Raw genomic sequence first — 18,914 nt, 5'->3', positions numbered from 1 at the left:
CGTGCCGGGCCGTCGGCGTTCCCGCGGCCGGATCTCCGACCGTGCCTCCGGCCGCCCCTCCTGCCGTCCCTCCAGCGCGGTGAGAGAGCGCTCCACCGGGATGGTCGTAGGATGACGGGACAGCCGCCGAAGGAGTCCGCAGTGACCGTTCCCCCCTCCCCCGCCCCGACCCTGCCGGAGCAGATCGCCCGGGTCGAGCGCCTCGCCGCGCGCGACTGGCCCGCCGGATTCCTCTGGGGCTCCGCCACCGCCGCCGCGCAGATCGAGGGCGCCGGCCACGAGGGCGGCAAGGAGGACAGCATCTGGGACGCCTTCTCCCGCGTCCCCGGCGCCGTCGCGAACGGCGACACGCCTGAGGTCGCCGTCGACCACTACCACCGGATGCCCGCCGACGTCGCGCTGATGAAGCGCCTCGGCCTCGCCTCCTACCGCTTCTCGGTCAGCTGGTCGCGGGTGAAGCCCGGCGACCGCTCCGTCAACCCTGAGGGACTCGACTTCTACTCCCGCCTCGTCGACGAGCTGCTCGGCGCCGGAGTGCTGCCCTGGCTGACGCTCTACCACTGGGACCTCCCGCAGGCCCTCGAGGAGACGGGCGGCTGGACGAACCGCGACACCGCCGAGCGCTTCCGGGACTACGCGGAGGCGGTGCATGCGCGCCTCGGCGACCGGGTGGCGCACTGGACCACCTTCAACGAGCCGTTCTGCTCGACCCTGCTCTCCTACGGCGCCGGGATCCACGCGCCCGGCGTGATCTCGCAGCAGGCCGCTCTGGCCGCGGTGCACCACACCCACCTCGCGCACGGGCTCGCCGTCTCGGCCCTGCGCGAGCTCGGCGCGCAGAACCTCGGCATCACGCTCAACCTCTCCAACGCCGTCCCCGACGACCCGGAGGACGAGGTCGACCTCGACGCCGCGCGCCGCTTCGACGCACTGCAGAACCGCATCTTCCTCGACCCGCTGCTGCTCGGCGAGTACCCCGAGGACCTCCTCGAGGACGTCGCGGGCCTGGGTCTGGACGAGCTGATCCAGGACGGCGACCTGGCGACGATCGCGCAGCCGCTCGACTTCCTCGGCGTGAACCACTACCACGACGACAACGTCTCGGGGCGTCCGCTGCCGGCCGACGCCGAGGACTTCGCGCAGGCGACCGAGCGCGAGGTCGGCTCGCCGTGGGTCGGCTCGGAGTCGATCACCTTCCCCTCGCGCGGCCTCCCGCGCACCGCCATGGACTGGGAGGTGCACCCCGACGGCCTGCGCTACCTGCTCACGCGGCTGGGCCTGGAGTACGAGAATCTGCCGCCGCTCTACGTCACCGAGAACGGCGCCGCGTACGACGACGTCGTCGAGGACGGCCGCGTGCACGACGTCGACCGCACCCAGTACGTGCTCGACCACGTCGAGAAGGTCGCGGACGCGATCGACCAGGGCGCCGACGTCCGCGGCTACTTCGTCTGGTCGCTGCTCGACAACTACGAGTGGGCCTGGGGCTACGAGAAGCGCTTCGGCATCGTCCGGGTCGACTACGCCAGCCAGGAGCGGCTGATCAAGGACTCCGGACTCGTCTACTCCCGCCTGATCGGCGGCGCCGCGGCCGAGGCGCTGGACTAGCCCGTGTCCGAGGGCATCAGGGGAGGCGGGCGCTCGCCGACGCTCGAGGCCGTGGCCGCCCGGGCCGGCGTCTCGCGCGCCACCGTCTCGCGGGTGGTCAACAACGCGCCGCAGGTCGCCGCGGAGATCGTCGCCGCCGTGCAGAAGGCGATCGTCGAGCTGGACTACGTGCCCAACCGGGCGGCGCGGATGCTCGCCTCCCGGCGCACGCAGTCGATCGCGCTGATCGTGCCGGAGTCGACCGCGCGCGTCTTCGCCGACCCGTTCTTCGCCGCGATCGTGCAGGGCGCCGCCATGCGCCTCGCCGACACCGACTACACGCTGTCGATGCTGATCGCCTCCGAGACGAGCGGCGAGAAGACCCGCCGCTACCTCCTCGGCGGCAACGTCGACGGCGCCCTGGTCGTCTCGCACCACTCCGGCGACCACTCCTACGCCGCGCTGTCGAACTCGCTGCCGATCGTCTTCGGCGGCCGGCCGCTCTCGCCCGACGAGCGGGACTCCTACTTCGTCGACGTCGACAACGCCGACGGGGCCGCCGTCGCGACCGCGCACCTGATCGCGGGCGGGCGGCGCCGCATCGCGACCATCGCCGGTCCGGCCGACATGCCGCCCGGCGTCGACCGCCTGATCGGCTGGCGCAGCGCCCTGACCGACGCGGGTCTCGACGACTCCCTCGTCGAGTGGGGCGATTTCTCGCCCGAGAGCGGCACCGCGGCGATGCGGCGGCTCCTCGAGCGCGATCCCTCGATCGACGGCCTCTTCGCCGCCAACGACCAGATGGCCGTCGGCGCCTACGCGGCGCTGCGGGAGGCGGGCCGCCGCGTCCCCGAGGACGTCGCCGTCGTCGGCTTCGACGACGACATCTTCGCCCGCTCCGCCGTGCCCGCCCTCAGCACCGTCCGCCAGGTCCCCGTCGAGCTCGGCGCCCGGATGGCCGAGCTCCTGACCGCCCGCATCGAGGGCGCCGACGTCGAGCACCGCACCCTGATGCCCACCGAGCTGATCGTCCGCGCCAGCTCCTGACCGCGGGCGCTCTCCTCCCCTCCTCTTCGCCACTCTCCAGAAGTTGTCGTATTCGATGGCCGAGTACGACAACTTTCGAGGACCCGGCGGAGGGAGTGAGCTCTCGGTGAAGGCAGGGCGGGTCATGGCCGCCAGCCGTGCGCCATCAGAGCGGCCCGGATCTCGAAGATCGTGCGGGCTCGCTCTCGGCCGAGCCCGTCCGCGCGGACCACGACCTGGATCCAACCCGCCAGCTGGAGCGCCAGGGAGCGCTCCCGATCGCGCGCGTACTGCGCATCGCTCGTCTGGTGCTGGCGGCCGTCGTACTCCGCGAGCACCTTCCACCGGCGGAAGACGAGGTCGCCGATCGCGATGAGCCGGCCGCCGGCCGTGATCTCGGCGTTGACCTCCGGGGCGGGGAGTCCTGCCTCGCGAACCAGCGATCGCAGGGCCGTCTCCCTGCAGGAGGCGGCCGCGGTCGAGACGAGCCGCAGCACGCTCTCGAGCCGTCTTCGTCCGGGCCCGTGGTATCCGTTCACTCGGTCCTGCAGGTCGGAGAGTCCCGCGTACGGACGCGGATCGACCTCGTCCGGGTAGCGAGGCACGAGGAGGAGGTGATCGGCGGCCGCCAGGAGGTCGCGGTCGGGAAGGAGCATCCCGAGCGAGACCCATGTCGACGCCGCATCGGCCACCGGCAGTCCGAACCTCGTGGACACGGCGACGTTCTGCGGCAGAAGGACGTGCCCGACGACGCCCCGAGTCCGCGGCGGTCGCCGCGGAGAGAACGTAGCGACGTGGATCGGATCGTCCTCCGGCCGTCGGAAGGGAAGCGGCACCGACCAGAGCTGGGCCGCCGTCAGATGCGAGAAGAACTGCCCCGGACGCAGCCGCGGCCGGTAGGCCAGAGCACGCTCGACGTGCGTCACCGGCATGACGCGTGTCCTCACTCCGTGGAACGGGCTCGCCAGTCGCGGCGACCGCAGTTCGCCGTCCGTCGCGCCTTCGCGCAGGGCCGCACGGCGGGTGAACGCTCCTAGATCGATGTCCGTCATGCGCCGATCGTGCTGCACTCGAGCCGACGACGTGGCTCCCTTCCCTCCAACCGACGGACAACTCCCTCCGACCGCCCCTGTGGAGGACTACCGCCCCGACCTCTCCTCAAAAGTTGTCGTACTCGGCGCTCCTCTACGACAACTTCTGGAGAGCGGATCCGCACGCCGACGAGGTGGCCATCAGGTCCGCAGAAGTTGTCGTAGGGGGTACGCGAGTACGACAACTTCTGGAGAGGGGGCGGCGGGGCGTCAGAGGAAGAGGGGCTCCGGGTCGTGGGCGGCGAAGCGGCGGCGCATCACCGCGATGGCGTCGGCGTGCTCGTCGACGAGGACGAAGCGGCGGCCGAGGGCGTGCGCGACGGCGCCGGTGGTGCCGGAGCCGGCGAAGAAGTCGAGCACGGCGTCGCCCTCGCGGCTGGAGGCCTGGACGATGCGGCGGAGCACGCCCTCGGGCTTCTGGGTGGGGTAGCCGGTCTTCTCGCGGCCGGTGGGCGAGACGATGGTGTGCCACCAGACGTCGGTGGGGCGCTTGCCGCGCTCGGCCTTCTCAGGGGTGACGAGGCCGGGTGCCATGTAAGGCTCGCGGTCCACGGCGGCGGAGTCGAAGTGGTAGCCGCGCGGGTCCTTCACGTAGACGAGGATCGTGTCGTGCTTGGTCGGCCAGCGCTTGGTGGCCTTGGCGCCGTAGTCGTAGGCCCAGATGATCTCGTTGAGGAAGCACTCGCGGCCGAACAGAGCGTCCAGCAGCACCTTCGCGTAGTGCGCCTCGCGGTAGTCGAGGTGCAGATAGAGGGTGCCGTCGTCGGCGAGCAGGCGCCAGGCCTCGGCGAGGCGCGGCTCGAGGAAGGACCAGTAGTCGTCGAAGCGGTCGTCGTAGCGGAGGAGGTCGCCGCGGATCCGCTCGTAGCTGCGGCCCTTGAAGCCGGAGATGGTGCCGGTCGCCGAGCGGACGGAGGTGGTCGACGTCCGCACCTGCGCGCGGCCGGTGTTGAACGGCGGATCGAGGTACACGACGGTGAAGGACCCGTCCGCGAGCAGCGGCAGGACCTCGAGGTTCTCGGCATGGATCACCGCGCTCCGGGTCTCCGGGACGCCGTCCGCGATCTGGATCGTCCTGGGCACTCCGCAATGGTGTCACGGGGGCGCGGGCCGCTCGGACACGGCACCGACCCCTCCGACACGCCTCGACGGGCGGCTGCCCGGGCCGCCGCGGGCCCCGGCGTAGAGTGACGCGATGATCTCCGAGGTGCGCCACGACGAGGACCGGTCCCAGTACACGCTGTGGGTCGACGGCGAGAACGTCGGCCTCGCCGACTACGCGGTCCGCGGCGCGGACGTGGTCTTCCTGCACACCGAGATCGCTCCCGAGCACCGGCACGAGGGCCTCGGCGACCGCCTGGTCGAGGCCGCCCTGGACGACGCGCACGACCGCGGCGCGCACGTCGTCCCGCTCTGCCCGTTCGTCGCCGACTTCATCGCCGACCACCCGGACTACCAGGAGCTGCTCGCGAGCTGAGCCGAGCGGAGCCGGCGCCCCGGAGGGCGCCCCGCCTCACGGCACCCGGCGCAGCCACTCCGGCGTCGAGTACTTCGACGCCACGAGCTCCTCGGCCTCCGCGTACTCCTCGGCCGTCAGATCGCCCGCGGTCCCGCCGTGCAGCTGGACGAAGGTCGCCTTCATCCGCTCGATGATCTCGGCACGGCTGAGCCCGGTCTGGCTGCGCAGCGGGTCGACGCGCTTCACCGCGGAGGCGATGCCCTTGTCGGAGAGCTTCTCGCGCCCGATCCGCAGCACCTGCACCATCTTCTCGGCGTCGATGTCGTAGCTCATGGTCACGTGGTGCAGGACGGCGCCGGAGCCGAGCCGCTTCTGCGCCGCTCCGCCGATCTTGCCGGAGGGCGAGGTGATGTCGTTGAGCGGCTGGTAGACCGCGTCGATGCCGAGCGACTGCAGCGCGCTGACGGCCCACTCGTCGAGGAAGGCGTAGGAGTCGGCGAAGGTGAGGCCCTGCACGAGATCGCCGGGGACGTAGAGCGAGTAGGTGACGACGCTGCCCGCCTCCATGAACATCGCGCCGCCGCCCGAGATGCGGCGGACGACCTCGACGCCGTACTTCTCCGCGTTCTCGAGGTCGACCTCGTTGCGCAGCGACTGGAAGCTGCCGATGACCACGGCGGGCTGGTCCCACTCCCAGATCCGCAGCGTCGGCTCGCGGCGCCCCTCGCCGACGGCCGCGGTGAGCACCTCGTCGAGCGCGAGGTGCATCGACGGCGAGACCGCCTTCGCGTGCACGATGCGCCAGTCGTAGTCGCGCCAGCTGGTCGCCTTCTGCAGCGAGCGCCGGATCGCGACCGCGACGGCCTCGGGGGTGAAGCCGAGCAGCACCGCATCGGCGGGGAGCGCCTGGCGGATCACCGCGGCGATCGTCCTCGCGTCGCTCTCGGCCGGCAGCCCCACCACCGCGCGGTCGATGTCGTCGAGGGCCGTGTCGGGCTCGAGGAAGAAGTCGCCCGCGAGCCGGAAGCCGGCGAACCTCCCGTCGACCACGTCGAGGTCGACGACCACGAGCTTTCCACCGGGGACCTTGTACTCGCCATGCATGACGCCAGCCTAGGCCGGAGGAGCGACGTCCTCCCCTGGTGCGGGGAACCGCTCGTCGAGCCAGCCGACCAGGTCGGCCGTGACCTCGACGCGGTTGAGCTCCTGGAACAGCTCGTGCCGCGCCTCCGGGTACACCCGCACGCTGACGTCCGTGTAGCCGGCCCGGCGGCGGTACGCCTGGGCCAGCGCCCGCACCGAGCGCTCGCCGCCGAGGCTGTCGTCCGCACCGACGACGAGCAGCAGCGGCAGCGGGTGCTCGGGCCGCCGGGCCGGCCGGCCCACGAGCCGCAGCGTCTCGCGCAGCCCGATCCGCTTCGCGAGCGGGGTGGTGAAGGTGAGCGGGTCGTCGTGGAAGAGCTGCCAGACCGCCGGGTCGCGCGAGAGCCACTCGAGCCCGAGCCCGCCGGGCACCCGGTGCCGGCGGGCCAGATCGCCGGCGTTCATGTACCCGGGGAGGCGGTACGCCGTGCCGCTGAGGATCAGGGCGGCGTAGTCGGCGGAGCGGTGGTCGACGATCCGCTGCGCCATCAGCGAGCCCCAGGAGTGGCCGAGCAGGACGATCGGGACGCCGCAGTTCTCGGCCCCCAGCTCGCGGGTCAGCCGGTTGATCGCCTCCTCCGCCGCGCGCAGACCGCCCGGGCCGAGCCGCCCGAGCTCGGCGACGTCGCCGCCGTGCTGCTCGAGGCCGGTGCGCCCGTGCCCGCGGTGATCGTCGGCGGCGACCGCGTAGCCCGCGGCGACGAGCGCCTCGGCGAGCTCGACGTAGCGGCCGGAGTGCTCGCCCACGCCGTGCGCGATCTGCACGATCGCCTTCGGGCGCGGGTGCGACCACCAGCGCCAGTGGATCGTCACGCCGTAGGCGTCCTGGAAGGTCCTGTCGACCGCGGTGCCGGGCATGGGACCAGTGTGGCCCTCCGGCCGCTGAGCGCGAAGACGAGCGGAAGAACTGAGAAGATACTCACGATCCGTCGGACAACGGTCCTGCCCGCCCGCCTGATCGCTAGCGTTCTAGCGCCGTGCGGAGCCCCCACGTCCGTCCCCATCCCCCATCTCGAGCGAGGCCAGCCCCCACATGACCGTGTCGCCCCTGATCTGGACCCTGACGATCGTCTTCATCGTCCTGCTCCTGCTCTTCGACTTCTTCTTCCACGTGCGCAAGGCGCACGAGCCGACCCTCAAGGAGTCGGCGCTCTGGTCGGCCCTCTACGTCGGCATCGCCGTGCTCTTCGGCGTCGCCGTCCTGGTCTTCGGCGGACCGACCCCCGGCTCCGAGTACTTCGCGGGCTACATCACCGAGAAGGCGCTGTCGGTCGACAACCTCTTCGTCTTCCTCATCATCATGGCGAGCTTCAAGGTGCCCCGCGCCGACCAGCAGAAGGTGCTGCTCTTCGGCATCGTCTTCGCGCTGATCGCCCGCACCGGCTTCATCTTCCTCGGCGCCGCGCTGATCAACTCCTTCGCCTGGATCTTCTACCTCTTCGGCCTGATCCTGCTGCTGACCGCGTTCAACCTGGTGAAGCCCGGCGACGAGCACGCCGGCGACAACGTGATGGTCCGCCTCGCCAAGCGCATCTTCAAGACGAGCGACCAGTACGACGGCGACAAGTTCTACACGCACATCGACGGCAAGAAGGTCCTCACGCCGATGATCCTGGTGATGGCGGCGATCGGCGGCACGGACATCCTGTTCGCGCTCGACAGCGTCCCCGCGATCTTCGGCCTCACCAGCGACGTCTTCCTGGTCTTCACCGCCACGGCGTTCTCGCTGCTCGGTCTGCGCCAGCTGTACTTCCTGATCGACGGACTGCTCGACCGCCTCGTCTACCTCAGCTACGGCCTCGCCGCGATCCTCGCCTTCATCGGCGTGAAGCTGATCCTGCACGCGCTGCACGAGAACAACCTGCCGTTCATCAACGGCGGCGAGCACGTCGAGGTCTTCGAGATCGGCACCGGCCTCTCGCTCACTGTGATCATCGGAGTCCTGGCCGTCACGGTCATCGCCTCGCTGGTCAGCCCGAAGGGTCGCCGCATGGCCGCCGAGGCCGCGGAGCGCAAGCGCCTCGCCGCCGAGACCGGTGCGGACGTCAAAACGGGACACTGACCCGCACAACGAAGGCCGGGACGCCGATCCGAGAAGGAATCACCCGGATCGTGCGTCCCAGCCTTCGTTTTGGGGCTACTTCGCTCGGTAGCGGTGCTCCGGGCGACCCGTCGTGCCGTAGCTCAGGGTCATCTCGACCAGGCCGCGGCCCGCGAGGCCCGAGAGGTAGCGCTGGGCCGTCGCGCGCGAGATGCCTGCCCGCTCCGCGACCTCGAGGGCCGAGAGCTCGGCGCCCGACTCGGACAGCCGCGCCAGCACCAGCTGCTCCGTCGCCGAGCGGGACGGCTGCGCCGCCGCGGCGTCGCCCGAGTGCAGGATGCGCAGCGCCCGCTCCACCGCCTCCTGATCCGCGACCCGGTCCTCGCGCAGCACGTTGCGGAAGCGCACGTAGGCGTCGAGGCGCTCGCCGAGCAGCCGCGCGTCGAACGGCTTGATCAGGTAGCCCAGCGCCCCCGCGTGCAGGGCCTTGCGCACCGTCGCCCCGTCCGAGGCGGCGCTCACCACGAACGCGTCCGTCTCCAGCTCCCGCAGCAGCGCGATCCCGCTCTGGTCCGGCAGGTGCACGTCGAGCAGCAGCAGGTCCGGCGCGTGCTCGAGCACCGCGGCGCGAGCGGCCCGGGCGGTGTGCACCGGCGGCAGCGCCCGCAGGCCCTGCCGGGTGTCGACGAGGTCGGCGTGCAGCTGCGCCACCCGGAAGTCGTCGTCGACGACGAGCACGGTGCGCTCCTGCTGATCCGGGGTCATCGGTCCTCCTCCTCGAGCCGCGACTCGTCGCGCAGCTCGTCCTCCGGCGGCAGCACCGCGCCCGGCAGCCGCGCGCAGAGCACCGCCCCGGAGGACTCGCCACCGGCGTCCGCCAGCCACACCTCGCCGCCGCGCCGCGCCGCGACCTCGCGGCAGAGCGGCAGTCCGAAGCCGCGGCCGTGCACGCGGTCGTCGTCCTCGTCCACCGCGCCCGGCCCGCGGGCGAAGAGCGACTCCGGATCCGCGACGCCGTCGCCGGAGTCCGCCACCGTCACGAAGAGCGCGTCGCCGTCGTCGAGCAGCTCGACCTCGACGAAGCGCACGTCGCGGCTCCCCTCGACGGCCGCGCGCACCGCGTTGTCGACGAGGTTGCCGACCACCGTCGCGACGTCCTCCGGCTCGATCACCGTCCCGCGCACCAGCGTCTCCTCGCCGAGGGTCAGCAGGACGCCGCGCTCGGCCGCCTCGATCCCCTTCGCGCCGACCAGCGCCTGGAGGTAGGGCTCCTGCAGCCGGTCGGCGTGCTGCACCGGGTACTTCAGCGGCCCGCGGGTCAGCACCTCGTCGAGGTACTCGCGCGCCGACCCCGTCCGGCCCGCATCGAGCAGACCGGCCACCACGTGCAGACGGTTGGCGAACTCGTGCCGCTGCACCCGCAGCGCGTTGGTCATCGCGCCGACGGCGTCGAGGCGCCGGCTGAGCGCGGCGAGCGCCGTCCGATCGCGCAGCACCACCACGACGCCGAGATCGCGGTCGCCCCGGGTCACCCGCCGGATGTCCACGTAGACGATGCGGGAGCGCACGACGAAGCCCTCCTCGCCGTTCCCGCGGGAGGGCTCCGTCGAGGCGAGGGCCGCGGCGATCGCGTCGGCGAGCGGCTGCGGCAGCCCGAGGTCGGCGAGCGCGCGGCCGTGCAGGGCGCGACCGGTCGGATCCTCCGAGCCGAGGATCGCGGCGGCGCGCGCGTTGCAGACGCCGACCCGCCCGTCGCGGTCGAGGGCGAGCACCCCCTCGTCGACCCCGTCGAGCACCGCGGCCTGGTCCTGCACCAGCGCGGTGAGCTCCTCCGGCGCGAGGCCGAGCGTCAGCCGCAGCAGCCGGCGCCGGATGAAGACCGAGGCGACGGCCGCGAGCACGAGCCCGGCGAGCGCCGCCGCGAGCACGCCCAGCAGCGCGGTCGGCAGGTCGTCGAAGACGCTGGAGCGGGCGAAGCCGATGCTCACCTCGCCGACCACGCGCGCGCCGTCCGGTCCGTAGACCGGCACTTTCGCCCGCGCGGACTCGCCGAGCGTGCCGGTGCCCCAGGACACCGACTCCCGGCCGGCGAGCGCCTCCTCCGCACTCGTCGAGACCACCTCGCCGAGTCGCTCGGGGTCGGGGTGGGCGAGCCGGATGCCGCGGTCGTCGGTGATCACGACGAAGAGCGCGCCGGTGCGCTCCTCGATGGCCTCGGCGGCGGTCTCGAGCGTCCCGCCCTCGAGCTCCGCGCGGGAGGGCACGGCCGGGTCGGCGGAGGAGGCGGCGACGGCGTCGCGCACGTCGGAGTCCTCGGCGACGGTGCGGGCGATGGCGAGCGCCGTCTCCTCCGCCTCGCCCTGCAGCTGCTGCACGCTCAAAGCGGTCACCAGCCCCGCGCAGACCAGGACGGCCGCCGCGACGGTGGCGAGCTGCAGCACGAGCACGTGGGTCGCGAAGCGCATCGGGGCCTCCTCGCCGTCGTGGTGACCGAGCCGGTCGTGATGATCCTGATGCGCAGAATGCGCAGAACCCACACTATGCGCAGATCGCGCGCTAATGAGCGATACCCGGGCCGGGCGGCCCGGGCTGCCTAGTGTGTCCACGACCTGGAGAGCCCGCCGCGGGATCCCGGACGCACCACGACGAAGGAGTCAGCAGTGTTGGTAGTACTCGGATTCACGATGATCCTGGCCTTCATGGCCCTGATCATGACCAAGCGGCTCACGCCCATGGTCGCCCTGATCGTCGTCCCGACGATCTTCGGGCTCTTCGCCGGCGCCGGTCTCGGCATCGGCGACATGGTGCTCGAGGCGATCGGCAGCCTCGCCCCCACGGCCGCCCTGCTGATGTTCGCGATCATGTACTTCGGCATCATGATCGACGTCGGCCTCTTCGACCCGCTGATCCGCTTCATCGTCCGCGCGCTCGGCGACGACCCGGCCAAGGTCGTCCTCGGCACCGCGCTGCTCGCCGGCGCGGTCTCGCTCGACGGTGACGGCTCGACCACCTTCATCGTGACCACCGCCGCGATGCTGCCGATCTACCTCCGCCTCGGGATGAACCCCGTCGTCCTCACCTGCGTCGCCGGCCTCGCCAACGGCACGCTCAACATCGTGCCCTGGGGCGGCCCCACGGTGCGCGCCGCCGCGGCGCTGCAGGTCTCGCCGAGCGAGATCTTCGTGCCGATGCTGCCCTCGCTCGCCGTCGGCCTCGCCGTCACGCTGGTCTTCGCCTGGTTCCTCGGACTCGGCGAGCGCCGCCGCCTCGGCTCGCTCGCCCTGGCCGAGCCGATGCTCGAGCAGGAGCTCGTCGGCGCCGGCCGCGGCTCGTCGTCCCGCTCCGGAGCCCGCACCGGCGGCCTCGCCGCCCTCACCGGCGGCATCCGCACCGTCGCCCGCGAGCGCTTCTCCTTCCTCCGCGGCCCGGAGTCGCTGCGCGGCGCCCAGGTCGCCGTCGCCGCCCGCGTCCAGGCCGACGACGCCGACACCGCGATGGCCGACACGATGCTCGACCCCGAGCGCGAGACGCTCCGCCCGAAGCTGATCTGGGTCAACCTCGTGCTGACCCTGGCCGTGATGACGCTGCTCGTCGCGGACATCCTGCCGCTCCCCTACGTCTTCATGGTCGGCTCCGCGGTCGCGCTGCTGATCAACTTCCCGAAGATGAAGGACCAGGCGTCCGAGATCGTCAAGCACGCGCCGAGCATCGTCGGCGTCGTCTCGATGGTCCTCGCCGCCGGCGTGCTGATCGGCGTCCTGAACGGCACCGGCATGGTCGACGCGATGGCCGAGTGGGTCGTCGACGTCATCCCGCCCGCGCTCGGACCGTTCCTCGCCGTGATCACCGGCGTGCTGAGCATCCCGATGACCTTCTTCATGTCGAACGACGCGTTCTACTACGGCATCCTCCCGGTGCTCTCCGAGAGCGCCGCGCAGTACGGCATCGACCCGGTCGAGATGGCCCGCGCCTCGATCACCGGCCAGCCCGTGCACCTGCAGAGCCCGCTGGTCCCGGCGATCCTGCTGCTGGTCTCGCTCGCCGCGGTCAACCTGGGCGACCACCACCGCAAGGTGCTCTGGCGCGCGGTGATCGTGTCGCTGGTGATGCTCGCGGTCGGCGTCCTGGTCGGGGCGATCCCCTTCGGCTGATCCGGGGACCTGGCGTCAGCCCAGCAGCGGCGCCAGGTTCTCCGTCCAGACGTCGAAGCCGAGCTTCACGATCAGCGCCCCGACGACCACGAGGAACGCGATCCTGATGAACCGGCTCCCCTTCGCGACCGCCATCCGCGAGCCGAGGTAGGCGCCCGCCACGTTCGCGAGACCCATGAAGAGCCCCAGCAGCCAGATCACGTGGCCGCCCGGCACGAAGTACAGCAGTGCACCGAGGTTCGTCGCGACGTTGACGATCTTCGCCTTCGCGCTCGCGAGCAGGAAGTCGTAGCCCAGCGCCGTGATCAGAGCGATGATCAGGAACGTCCCGGTCCCCGGCCCGATCAGCCCGTCGTAGAAGCCGATGACGAGCCCGAGCACCCCGGCCGTCACCAGGTGCCGGCGCCCCGCGTGCTTGAGCGCCGTGACGCTGCCCATCGCGGGCCGCGCGATCGTCACCACGGCCACCACGATCAGCGCGACGACGATGATCGGCTTGAAGACGGAGGCGGGCAGCAGCCCCGCCAGATTCGCTCCCCCGTAGCTGCCGGCCAGCGCCACCGCCGCCATCGGCAGGGCCGTCCGCAGATCCGGCCTCGCCCTGCGGTAGTAGGTGATCGCGCTCGTCGTCGTCCCGAAGATCGAGGCGAGCTTGTTGGTCGCGAGCGCCTGCACGGGCGAGATGCCCGGCACGAGCAGCAGGGCGGGGAGCTGGAGCAGGCCGCCGCCGCCGACCACCGCGTCGATCCAGCCGGCGGCGAACGCGGCCAGGATCATCAGCAGGACGACGGGGAGGGCGAGGTCCTCGGTGAACGTCAGCATCGCTCGGAAGCGTACGCGGCCGCCGCCACCCCCTCGACCCGGGCGCCGCGCCACCCTAGGGTCGGCGGCATGCGATTCGGACTCTTCATCCCCCAGGGCTGGCGCCACGACCTCGTCGGCATCGATCCCGCCGACCAGTGGCGCACCATGCGCGACCTCGCCCAGCACGCCGACGCCGGCCCCTGGGAGTCGGTGTGGGTCTACGACCACTTCCACACCGTCCCGGTGGTGACGGAGGAGGCCACCCACGAGGCGTGGACGCTGATGGCCGCGTTCGCCGCCGCCACCTCGCGGGTGCGGCTCGGCCAGATGTGCACCTGCATGAGCTACCGCAACCCCGCGCACCTCGCCAAGATCGCCACCACCGTCGACATCGTCTCCGGCGGCCGGGTCGAGATGGGCATCGGCGGCGGCTGGTACGAGCACGAGTGGCGCGCCTACGGCTACGGCTTCCCGCCGATCGCCGAGCGCCTCGGCCGCCTCGACGAGGGCGTGCAGATCATGCGCCAGGCCTGGACCGAGGGCGTCTCCACGCTCGACGGGCGCTACTACCAGGTGGACGGCGCGGTGAACCGCCCGCTCCCCCTGCAGGACGGCGGCATCCCGCTGTGGGTGGCCGGCGGCGGCGAGAAGGTGACGCTGCGCATCGCGGCGCAGTACGCGCAGTACACCAACTTCGCGGGCGCGCCGGAGGCGTTCGACCACAAGAGCGCCGTCCTCCGCGGGCACTGCGAGCGGCTCGGCACCGACTACGCGGCGATCACCCGCAGCTCCAACTACAACGTGATGATCGCCGAGACGGAGGCGGAGGTCGAGAAGGGCCTGCAGCGCCTGGAGGACCGCGTCACCCCCGCGCTCGGCGCCGAGGCGGCCTCGGCGTTCGTCGCCGAGTACCGCAGCCCCGACGCGCTCGCGGTCGGCACCCCCGCGCAGATCGTCGACCGCCTCGGCGACATGCGCGAGCGCGGCATGGACTACGCGATCACGTACTTCCCGGACGCCGCCTACGACCGCTCCGGCCTCGAGCTCTTCGAGCGCGACGTCGTCCCGCACCTGTCCTGACCCGCGCCGTCGATCCGTCGCGAACGGCTCTCGCCACACGGGCGGGACGACCGTTGCCGACGGATCGGCAGCGCGCCTACGCCTCGCTCGCGCGGTCCGCAAGTCCCTGCGCCGGGGTGGGCCGCCCACCTACGGTCGAGGCATGGACGCACAGGACATCCGCTGGAACGACGAAGCCCGCGACAAGATCCTCGAGGACTCGGACAGGGTCCTCCGCGAGGCGGTGCTCGACCTCGCGAAGACCAAGAAGGGCGAGCCCTGGGAGGACGTCTTCGCCGAGCTGAACGCACGACTGAAAGATCAGTTCATCGACTTCGAGCCCGGCCCGGACCTCCGCAAGTACGCCGAGGCCGTCTCCGCGGGAGAGATCGAGTCGTGAGCACCGACGACGGCGCCGCCGGCCGCACCGAGGACCCGGCGCTCGCCGACGAGCTGGCCTCGATCCGCGCCGTCGGCGAGGGCCGCCGCGGCGACGCCGCCGACGAGTCGGATGTCGAGCACGGCGACCCGCAGACCGTCGAGCAGGTCGAGCAGGAGCTCAAGGGCGGCCTCGACCTCGACTGATCGGACGCAGAACGCAGGAAGGCCCGCTCCCCTCCAGGGCGCGGGCCTTCCTGCGTGCCGAGCCGATGACGAAGTTCACTCCGCCGGTACAGCGCACGTGCGGTCCGACGCCTTCTGACCGGTGACGCCAGGGAGCGGATCGGCGTCCGGCGCGACGGCGCCGGTCGCGACGGGCGGGGCTGCTTCCGGCACCGCGCGCGATTCTTCGGCGCCGCCCTCCGCCCCCTCGACTCCCTGCGGCGCCGCGGGGGTGAAGGGGACGTCGTCGCGCACCTTCGCCATCAGGTCAGGGCCGAGCGACGGGTCCGGCACGACCTTCCCGGGGAACTCGGGGTCGCCGGTGCTGCCCGGGTACTGCACGAAGACCAGCCGATCGAGTTCCACGTCCTTCAGCGTGAGGGCGAGCCCGATCAATGTCCGGGGCTCGGTCATCGACGTCGACAGGTGCATCGCGTGCGACGCCGCATGCGCCAGTCCGTACAGGGCGCCGGCGTCCGAGAGCGTGCCGGACGACTTCACCTTCCTCATCAGCGAGGACAGGAACTGCTGCTGCGACGAGATCCGCGCCAGGTCGCTGCCGTCCCCGACGCCATGCCGCGTCCGCAGGAACGCGAGCGCTGTCGCACCGGAGACCGTGCTCGTCCCGGCGGGGAGATCGAGCCCCGAATCCGTGTCCCGCACGGCTCCCGTCAAGCAGATGTCGACGCCGCCCACCGCGTCGCTCATCTCGATGACACCCTGGAAGGAGATCCAGCCGGCGTAGGGGATGTCCAGTCCGGTCAGCTGCTCCACCGAGCGGTTGACGCAGGCGAGCCCGCCGGCCGAGAACGTGGAGTTCAGCGGCACGTCGCCCTCCCCCGCCGTGACGACCCCCGTCTCCGGGTCGGTGCACACCGGCCGGTCGACGAGGAGGTCGCGGGGCAGCGAGACGACCACCGCGCTCCGGTGGTCGCGCGCGACGTGCAGGAGGATGTTGACGTCGTTCAGCGTCGCGTCCCTGCCGCCGTACTCGTCGCCCTGCGCCGCATCGTTGTCCGCCCCGACGACGAGCAGGTTGAAGCCGCCCTCCATCTCGCCGATCGGACGCGGCGTCGCCGACGCGGACAGTGCCGCTCCGACGTCGAGATCGACGGCGTTCTCCGCGACGGTGCGGCCGATGCTCGCCGCCGCGATGGCGCCCACGGACCCGCAGCCCACGACGAGCACGGCGACCACGGAGGCCGCGACCCTCACCACATCCCGCGCCGCGGACCTTCGGCGCAGCCGGCCGTGCCGGACCGGCACCGCACTCGAGCGCCTCACAGGCGGCGACTCCGTCGCTTCCGTGCGCTTCCGCGCGACCGCCACTCGACCGCATCTGCGTCAGAAGCCGGAACTCGAACGAAGGCCCAGCCGTCCGGGTACTTCTGCCTCATGCTCCGTACTTGTTGTTGAGTGCCTGAGCGATGTCCCGGTAGTCCTCCGGGCCGAGCGAGCCGTTGACCGTCGCGCGGCCGCTGCCGTAGTGACCGCCGAAACGCTCGAGCCCCCGGGTCGTCTCCTGATCCAGGACGCCGGGGAAGGACCCGGAGGAGTAGAAGAGCTGGCCTTTGAGATGCCTCTCCACGCCGACCCAGCTGTTGCGCCCGAGGTCTCCATCGATCGGGCCGCTGTAGCCGCCATCGGCGGCGTAGCACTGGAGGAGCTTCCAGAAGTTCGTTCCGGGGACGCCATCGGATTCCGTCGACGTCCTCGGAAGTTGACGGTTGCAGACCGACGGCGCCGCTTCCGCAGGTGTGCCTGCACCGACGGGGACTGCCACGGCGATGATCGCGGCGAGGACGGTCTTCTTGAGCGGTGAACGGAATGACATCTTTGCCCGATCCTGGTCAGCAGCCGGCGGGTTCGAGTCCTCCCCCACCACGGGAGAAAGCTCCCGCTCGAAAAGGAATACCATCTGCGTATGGTTCCTTCGAGTGCTGTCGCGACACGCGGCCCGTCCAGGCGAACCCCGCGCTGGGCGCGACTCGCGCCGGCGACGAGAACGCAGGAAGGCCCGCTCCCCGGTGAGGGAGCGGGCCTTCCGATCGTGCCGGGCGAGCGGCGGGTGACTACGCCGAGAGGCGCTCGTAGTCGGTGTAGCCCTCAGCGCCGCCGCCGTAGACGGTCTCCTGGACGAGCTCGTTCTCGGGGTGGCCGCCCTGCCAGCGCTCGACGAGGTCGGGGTTGGCCATGACCGGACGGCCCACCGCGACGGCGTCGGCGTGGCCCTCGGTGATCAGCGACGTCGCCTCCTCGCGGGATGTCGGGCTGCCGAAGCCGCTGTTCGCGACGAAGACGCCGCCGAAGCGGGTGCGCAGGTCCTGGACCAGCTCGCCCGCGGGCTCGGCGTGCAGGACGCTGAGGTAGGCGAGGCCCAGCGGCGCGAGGCCGTCGACGACCGCCTCGTAGGTGGCGCGCACGTCGGCCTCATCGGTCTCGACGACGTCCTGGATGTTGTGCGCGGGAGAGAGGCGGATGCCGACCCGGCCGGCGCCGATCTCCTCGGCGACCGCGCGGGTCACCTCGATCACGAACGCGGCGCGGGCGGCGGGGCTTCCGCCGTAGGCGTCGGTGCGGACGTTCGACACGGGCGAGAGGAACTCGTGCAGCAGGTAGCCGTTGGCTCCGTGCACCTCGACGCCGTCGAAACCGGCGTCGACCGCGCGGCGGGCACCGGCGACGAACTCGTCGCGGACGGTGGCGAGCTCCTCGGTGGTCAGCGCGTGCGGGACCGGGAACGGCTTCTTCTCGCCGCTCGGGACCCGGACCTCGCCGTCGATGGCGACGGCGCTCGGCGCGACGATGCGGTCGGTGCCGGTGACGTCGGTGTGCGTGACGCGCCCGCCGTTCATGACCTGCATGACGATGCGGCCGCCGGCGGCGTGCACGGCGTCGGCGACGCCCTTCCAGCCCTCGGCCTGCTCGGCGGTGACGATGCCGGGCTGGCCCGGGTACGCCTTCGACTCGGCGCTCGGGAAGACGCCCTCGCTGATGATCAGGCCGAGGGAGGCGCGCTGGGCGTAGTGCTCGGCGATGAGGGCGCCGGGGACGCCCTGCTCGTCGGCGCGCAGGCGCGTCATCGGCGCCATCACGAGGCGGTTCGGCAGCTCGAGGTCGCCGGCGGTGAGGGGGGAGAAGGGATCCACGGATCGCCTTTCGATCGGAGAGCGGGGGGAGGGCGCGTCACCGTTCCCGGGACGCACCCCGGAGGCAACGGCGCCCGCCCCGCGCGCATTCCGCTTCCCGGCGTTCTCCCACTCACGGTGCGCCGGGCGGCCACATCGCCCTCAGGTCGAGAGGAGCGTCGCGCGGAACATGCTGGTCGAGTAGCCGCGGAGCGGCGTATCGAGACCCGACGCCGTCAGCAGAGAAGCCTGCGGACCGGCCCGCTGACACCGGCGGATCTCGATACGCCCGCTGCGCGGGCTACTCGATCAGCATGGTCAGGAGCACGACGCGACAGCACCTCACGCCATCCGGGACGGCCGCTCGTCGCCCGGCCTACAGTCCTGCTGTTCCCTGCGCCGGATGAAGGAGACGAGCAGATGTCTGCAGAGCTCACCGAGTTCACGATCGGCATCCTGGCCGATGACGAGACCGTCGAGAGGATGCGTCTCGCTCTGCTCGCGGTACTCGAGAACGGCGAGTTCCGCGACCTGCCCTGGACGTTCTCCGTCTCGCCCGACCCGGACCTGCGCGGCCGATAGGGTCACCTGCTCGACGAGGCGGCGGTCGGAGCCGCCGACACGAACGGCCCCCGCTCGAATCGAGTGATCGCGCGAGTCCTGCCGGTCGAGCAGCCGCGGAGCGGCGTATCGAGACCCGCCGTCCTCAGCAGGGTGGCCTGCAGACCCGCCTGCTGGCGCCGGTGGATCTCGATGCGCCCGCTGCGCGGGCTATTCGATCAGCACGGACGCTCCGTCACGCACTCCCCCGCTCTCCTCCTC

General features: G+C 71.8%; 19 protein-coding genes. 9 read left to right on the top strand and 10 right to left on the bottom strand.

Annotated elements, in window-relative coordinates; genetic code table 11:
- Positions 1 to 183 precede the first annotated feature (183 nt).
- A complete protein-coding gene (locus GTU73_RS04920; RefSeq protein WP_244231895.1) occupies positions 184 to 1,608 on the top strand; it encodes a GH1 family beta-glucosidase in 1,425 nt (474 codons plus the stop codon).
- Positions 1,609 to 1,611: 3 nt separating this feature from the next.
- Positions 1,612 to 2,634, top strand: coding sequence for a LacI family DNA-binding transcriptional regulator (locus GTU73_RS04915; protein ID WP_160087493.1), 1,023 nt, complete (start codon positions 1,612 to 1,614; stop codon positions 2,632 to 2,634).
- 122 nt (positions 2,635 to 2,756) lie between these two features.
- On the opposite strand, the gene GTU73_RS04910 is transcribed toward GTU73_RS04915, so the two are convergent.
- Together GTU73_RS04910 and GTU73_RS04905 are read right to left on the bottom strand one after the other, a co-directional pair.
- Positions 2,757 to 3,665: a hypothetical protein gene (locus GTU73_RS04910; protein ID WP_160087491.1), complete on the bottom strand. Its 909-nt coding sequence runs from the start codon at positions 3,663 to 3,665 to the stop codon at positions 2,757 to 2,759.
- A 249-nt stretch (positions 3,666 to 3,914) separates the two neighbouring features.
- Positions 3,915 to 4,787: a site-specific DNA-methyltransferase gene (locus tag GTU73_RS04905; RefSeq protein ID WP_160087489.1), complete on the bottom strand. Its 873-nt coding sequence runs from the start codon at positions 4,785 to 4,787 to the stop codon at positions 3,915 to 3,917.
- Positions 4,788 to 4,899: 112 nt separating this feature from the next.
- Here GTU73_RS04905 and GTU73_RS04900 point away from each other — a divergent pair, with 112 nt between their 5' ends.
- Positions 4,900 to 5,181, top strand: a complete 282-nt coding sequence (locus GTU73_RS04900) for a GNAT family N-acetyltransferase (RefSeq protein ID WP_160087487.1) — start codon at positions 4,900 to 4,902, stop codon at positions 5,179 to 5,181.
- A 36-nt stretch (positions 5,182 to 5,217) separates the two neighbouring features.
- On the opposite strand, the gene GTU73_RS04895 is transcribed toward GTU73_RS04900, so the two are convergent.
- On the bottom strand, positions 5,218 to 6,267 hold the full coding sequence (locus tag GTU73_RS04895) for a biotin/lipoate A/B protein ligase family protein (protein ID WP_160087485.1): 1,050 nt from the start codon (positions 6,265 to 6,267) through the stop codon (positions 5,218 to 5,220).
- A 9-nt stretch (positions 6,268 to 6,276) separates the two neighbouring features.
- Entirely contained in the window at positions 6,277 to 7,164 is an 888-nt protein-coding gene (locus tag GTU73_RS04890) for an alpha/beta fold hydrolase (RefSeq protein ID WP_160087483.1), read from the bottom strand.
- Positions 7,165 to 7,339: 175 nt separating this feature from the next.
- Between GTU73_RS04890 and GTU73_RS04885 the strand changes: the two genes are divergently transcribed.
- Positions 7,340 to 8,368: a TerC family protein gene (locus GTU73_RS04885; protein ID WP_160087481.1), complete on the top strand. Its 1,029-nt coding sequence runs from the start codon at positions 7,340 to 7,342 to the stop codon at positions 8,366 to 8,368.
- A 75-nt stretch (positions 8,369 to 8,443) separates the two neighbouring features.
- On the opposite strand, the gene GTU73_RS04880 is transcribed toward GTU73_RS04885, so the two are convergent.
- Together GTU73_RS04880 and GTU73_RS04875 are read right to left on the bottom strand one after the other, a co-directional pair.
- Positions 8,444 to 9,112 carry a response regulator gene (locus GTU73_RS04880; RefSeq protein WP_160087479.1) on the bottom strand — a complete coding sequence of 223 codons (669 nt, stop codon included), beginning with the start codon at positions 9,110 to 9,112 and terminating at the stop codon, positions 8,444 to 8,446.
- A complete protein-coding gene (locus GTU73_RS04875; protein ID WP_160087477.1) occupies positions 9,109 to 10,812 on the bottom strand; it encodes a sensor histidine kinase in 1,704 nt (567 codons plus the stop codon). The genes GTU73_RS04880 and GTU73_RS04875 overlap by 4 nt, the downstream gene beginning before the upstream one ends.
- Before the next feature lie 219 nt (positions 10,813 to 11,031).
- Here GTU73_RS04875 and GTU73_RS04870 point away from each other — a divergent pair, with 219 nt between their 5' ends.
- The gene (locus tag GTU73_RS04870) at positions 11,032 to 12,498 is read left to right on the top strand and encodes a CitMHS family transporter (protein WP_160087475.1); all 1,467 of its coding nucleotides are present in this window, start codon (positions 11,032 to 11,034) and stop codon (positions 12,496 to 12,498) included.
- Positions 12,499 to 12,513: 15 nt separating this feature from the next.
- On the opposite strand, the gene GTU73_RS04865 is transcribed toward GTU73_RS04870, so the two are convergent.
- The gene (locus GTU73_RS04865; protein WP_160087473.1) at positions 12,514 to 13,320 is read right to left on the bottom strand and encodes a TSUP family transporter; all 807 of its coding nucleotides are present in this window, start codon (positions 13,318 to 13,320) and stop codon (positions 12,514 to 12,516) included.
- Between the two features lie 69 nt (positions 13,321 to 13,389).
- Here GTU73_RS04865 and GTU73_RS04860 point away from each other — a divergent pair, with 69 nt between their 5' ends.
- The 3 genes from GTU73_RS04860 to GTU73_RS04850 all read left to right on the top strand — a co-directional run bounded on the left by GTU73_RS04860 (position 13,390) and on the right by GTU73_RS04850 (position 14,946).
- Positions 13,390 to 14,382, top strand: coding sequence for an LLM class F420-dependent oxidoreductase (locus GTU73_RS04860; RefSeq protein ID WP_160087471.1), 993 nt, complete (start codon positions 13,390 to 13,392; stop codon positions 14,380 to 14,382).
- Between the two features lie 142 nt (positions 14,383 to 14,524).
- Positions 14,525 to 14,761: a hypothetical protein gene (locus GTU73_RS04855; RefSeq protein WP_123444967.1), complete on the top strand. Its 237-nt coding sequence runs from the start codon at positions 14,525 to 14,527 to the stop codon at positions 14,759 to 14,761.
- Positions 14,758 to 14,946 (top strand): hypothetical protein, encoded by a 189-nt coding sequence (locus tag GTU73_RS04850; RefSeq protein WP_160087469.1) that lies wholly within the window; start codon positions 14,758 to 14,760, stop codon positions 14,944 to 14,946. Before GTU73_RS04855 ends, GTU73_RS04850 begins: the two co-directional genes overlap by 4 nt.
- A 75-nt stretch (positions 14,947 to 15,021) precedes the next feature.
- On the opposite strand, the gene GTU73_RS04845 is transcribed toward GTU73_RS04850, so the two are convergent.
- The 3 genes from GTU73_RS04845 to GTU73_RS04835 form a co-directional block, all read right to left on the bottom strand.
- Positions 15,022 to 16,161, bottom strand: coding sequence for an LCP family protein (locus GTU73_RS04845; protein ID WP_160087467.1), 1,140 nt, complete (start codon positions 16,159 to 16,161; stop codon positions 15,022 to 15,024).
- 196 nt (positions 16,162 to 16,357) lie between these two features.
- A complete protein-coding gene (locus tag GTU73_RS04840; RefSeq protein ID WP_123444964.1) occupies positions 16,358 to 16,882 on the bottom strand; it encodes a hypothetical protein in 525 nt (174 codons plus the stop codon).
- Between the two features lie 154 nt (positions 16,883 to 17,036).
- Entirely contained in the window at positions 17,037 to 18,113 is a 1,077-nt protein-coding gene (locus tag GTU73_RS04835; RefSeq protein WP_160087465.1) for an alkene reductase, read from the bottom strand.
- A gap of 399 nt (positions 18,114 to 18,512) precedes the next feature.
- Between GTU73_RS04835 and GTU73_RS04830 the strand changes: the two genes are divergently transcribed.
- On the top strand, positions 18,513 to 18,674 hold the full coding sequence (locus GTU73_RS04830; protein WP_160087463.1) for a hypothetical protein: 162 nt from the start codon (positions 18,513 to 18,515) through the stop codon (positions 18,672 to 18,674).
- Positions 18,675 to 18,914 lie beyond the last annotated feature (240 nt).

Origin of the sequence: Rathayibacter sp. VKM Ac-2804 (genome assembly GCF_009866655.1) — a bacterium.
Classification (GTDB): domain Bacteria; phylum Actinomycetota; class Actinomycetes; order Actinomycetales; family Microbacteriaceae; genus Rathayibacter.
This window is presented reverse-complemented; position numbering and strand designations above follow the sequence as displayed.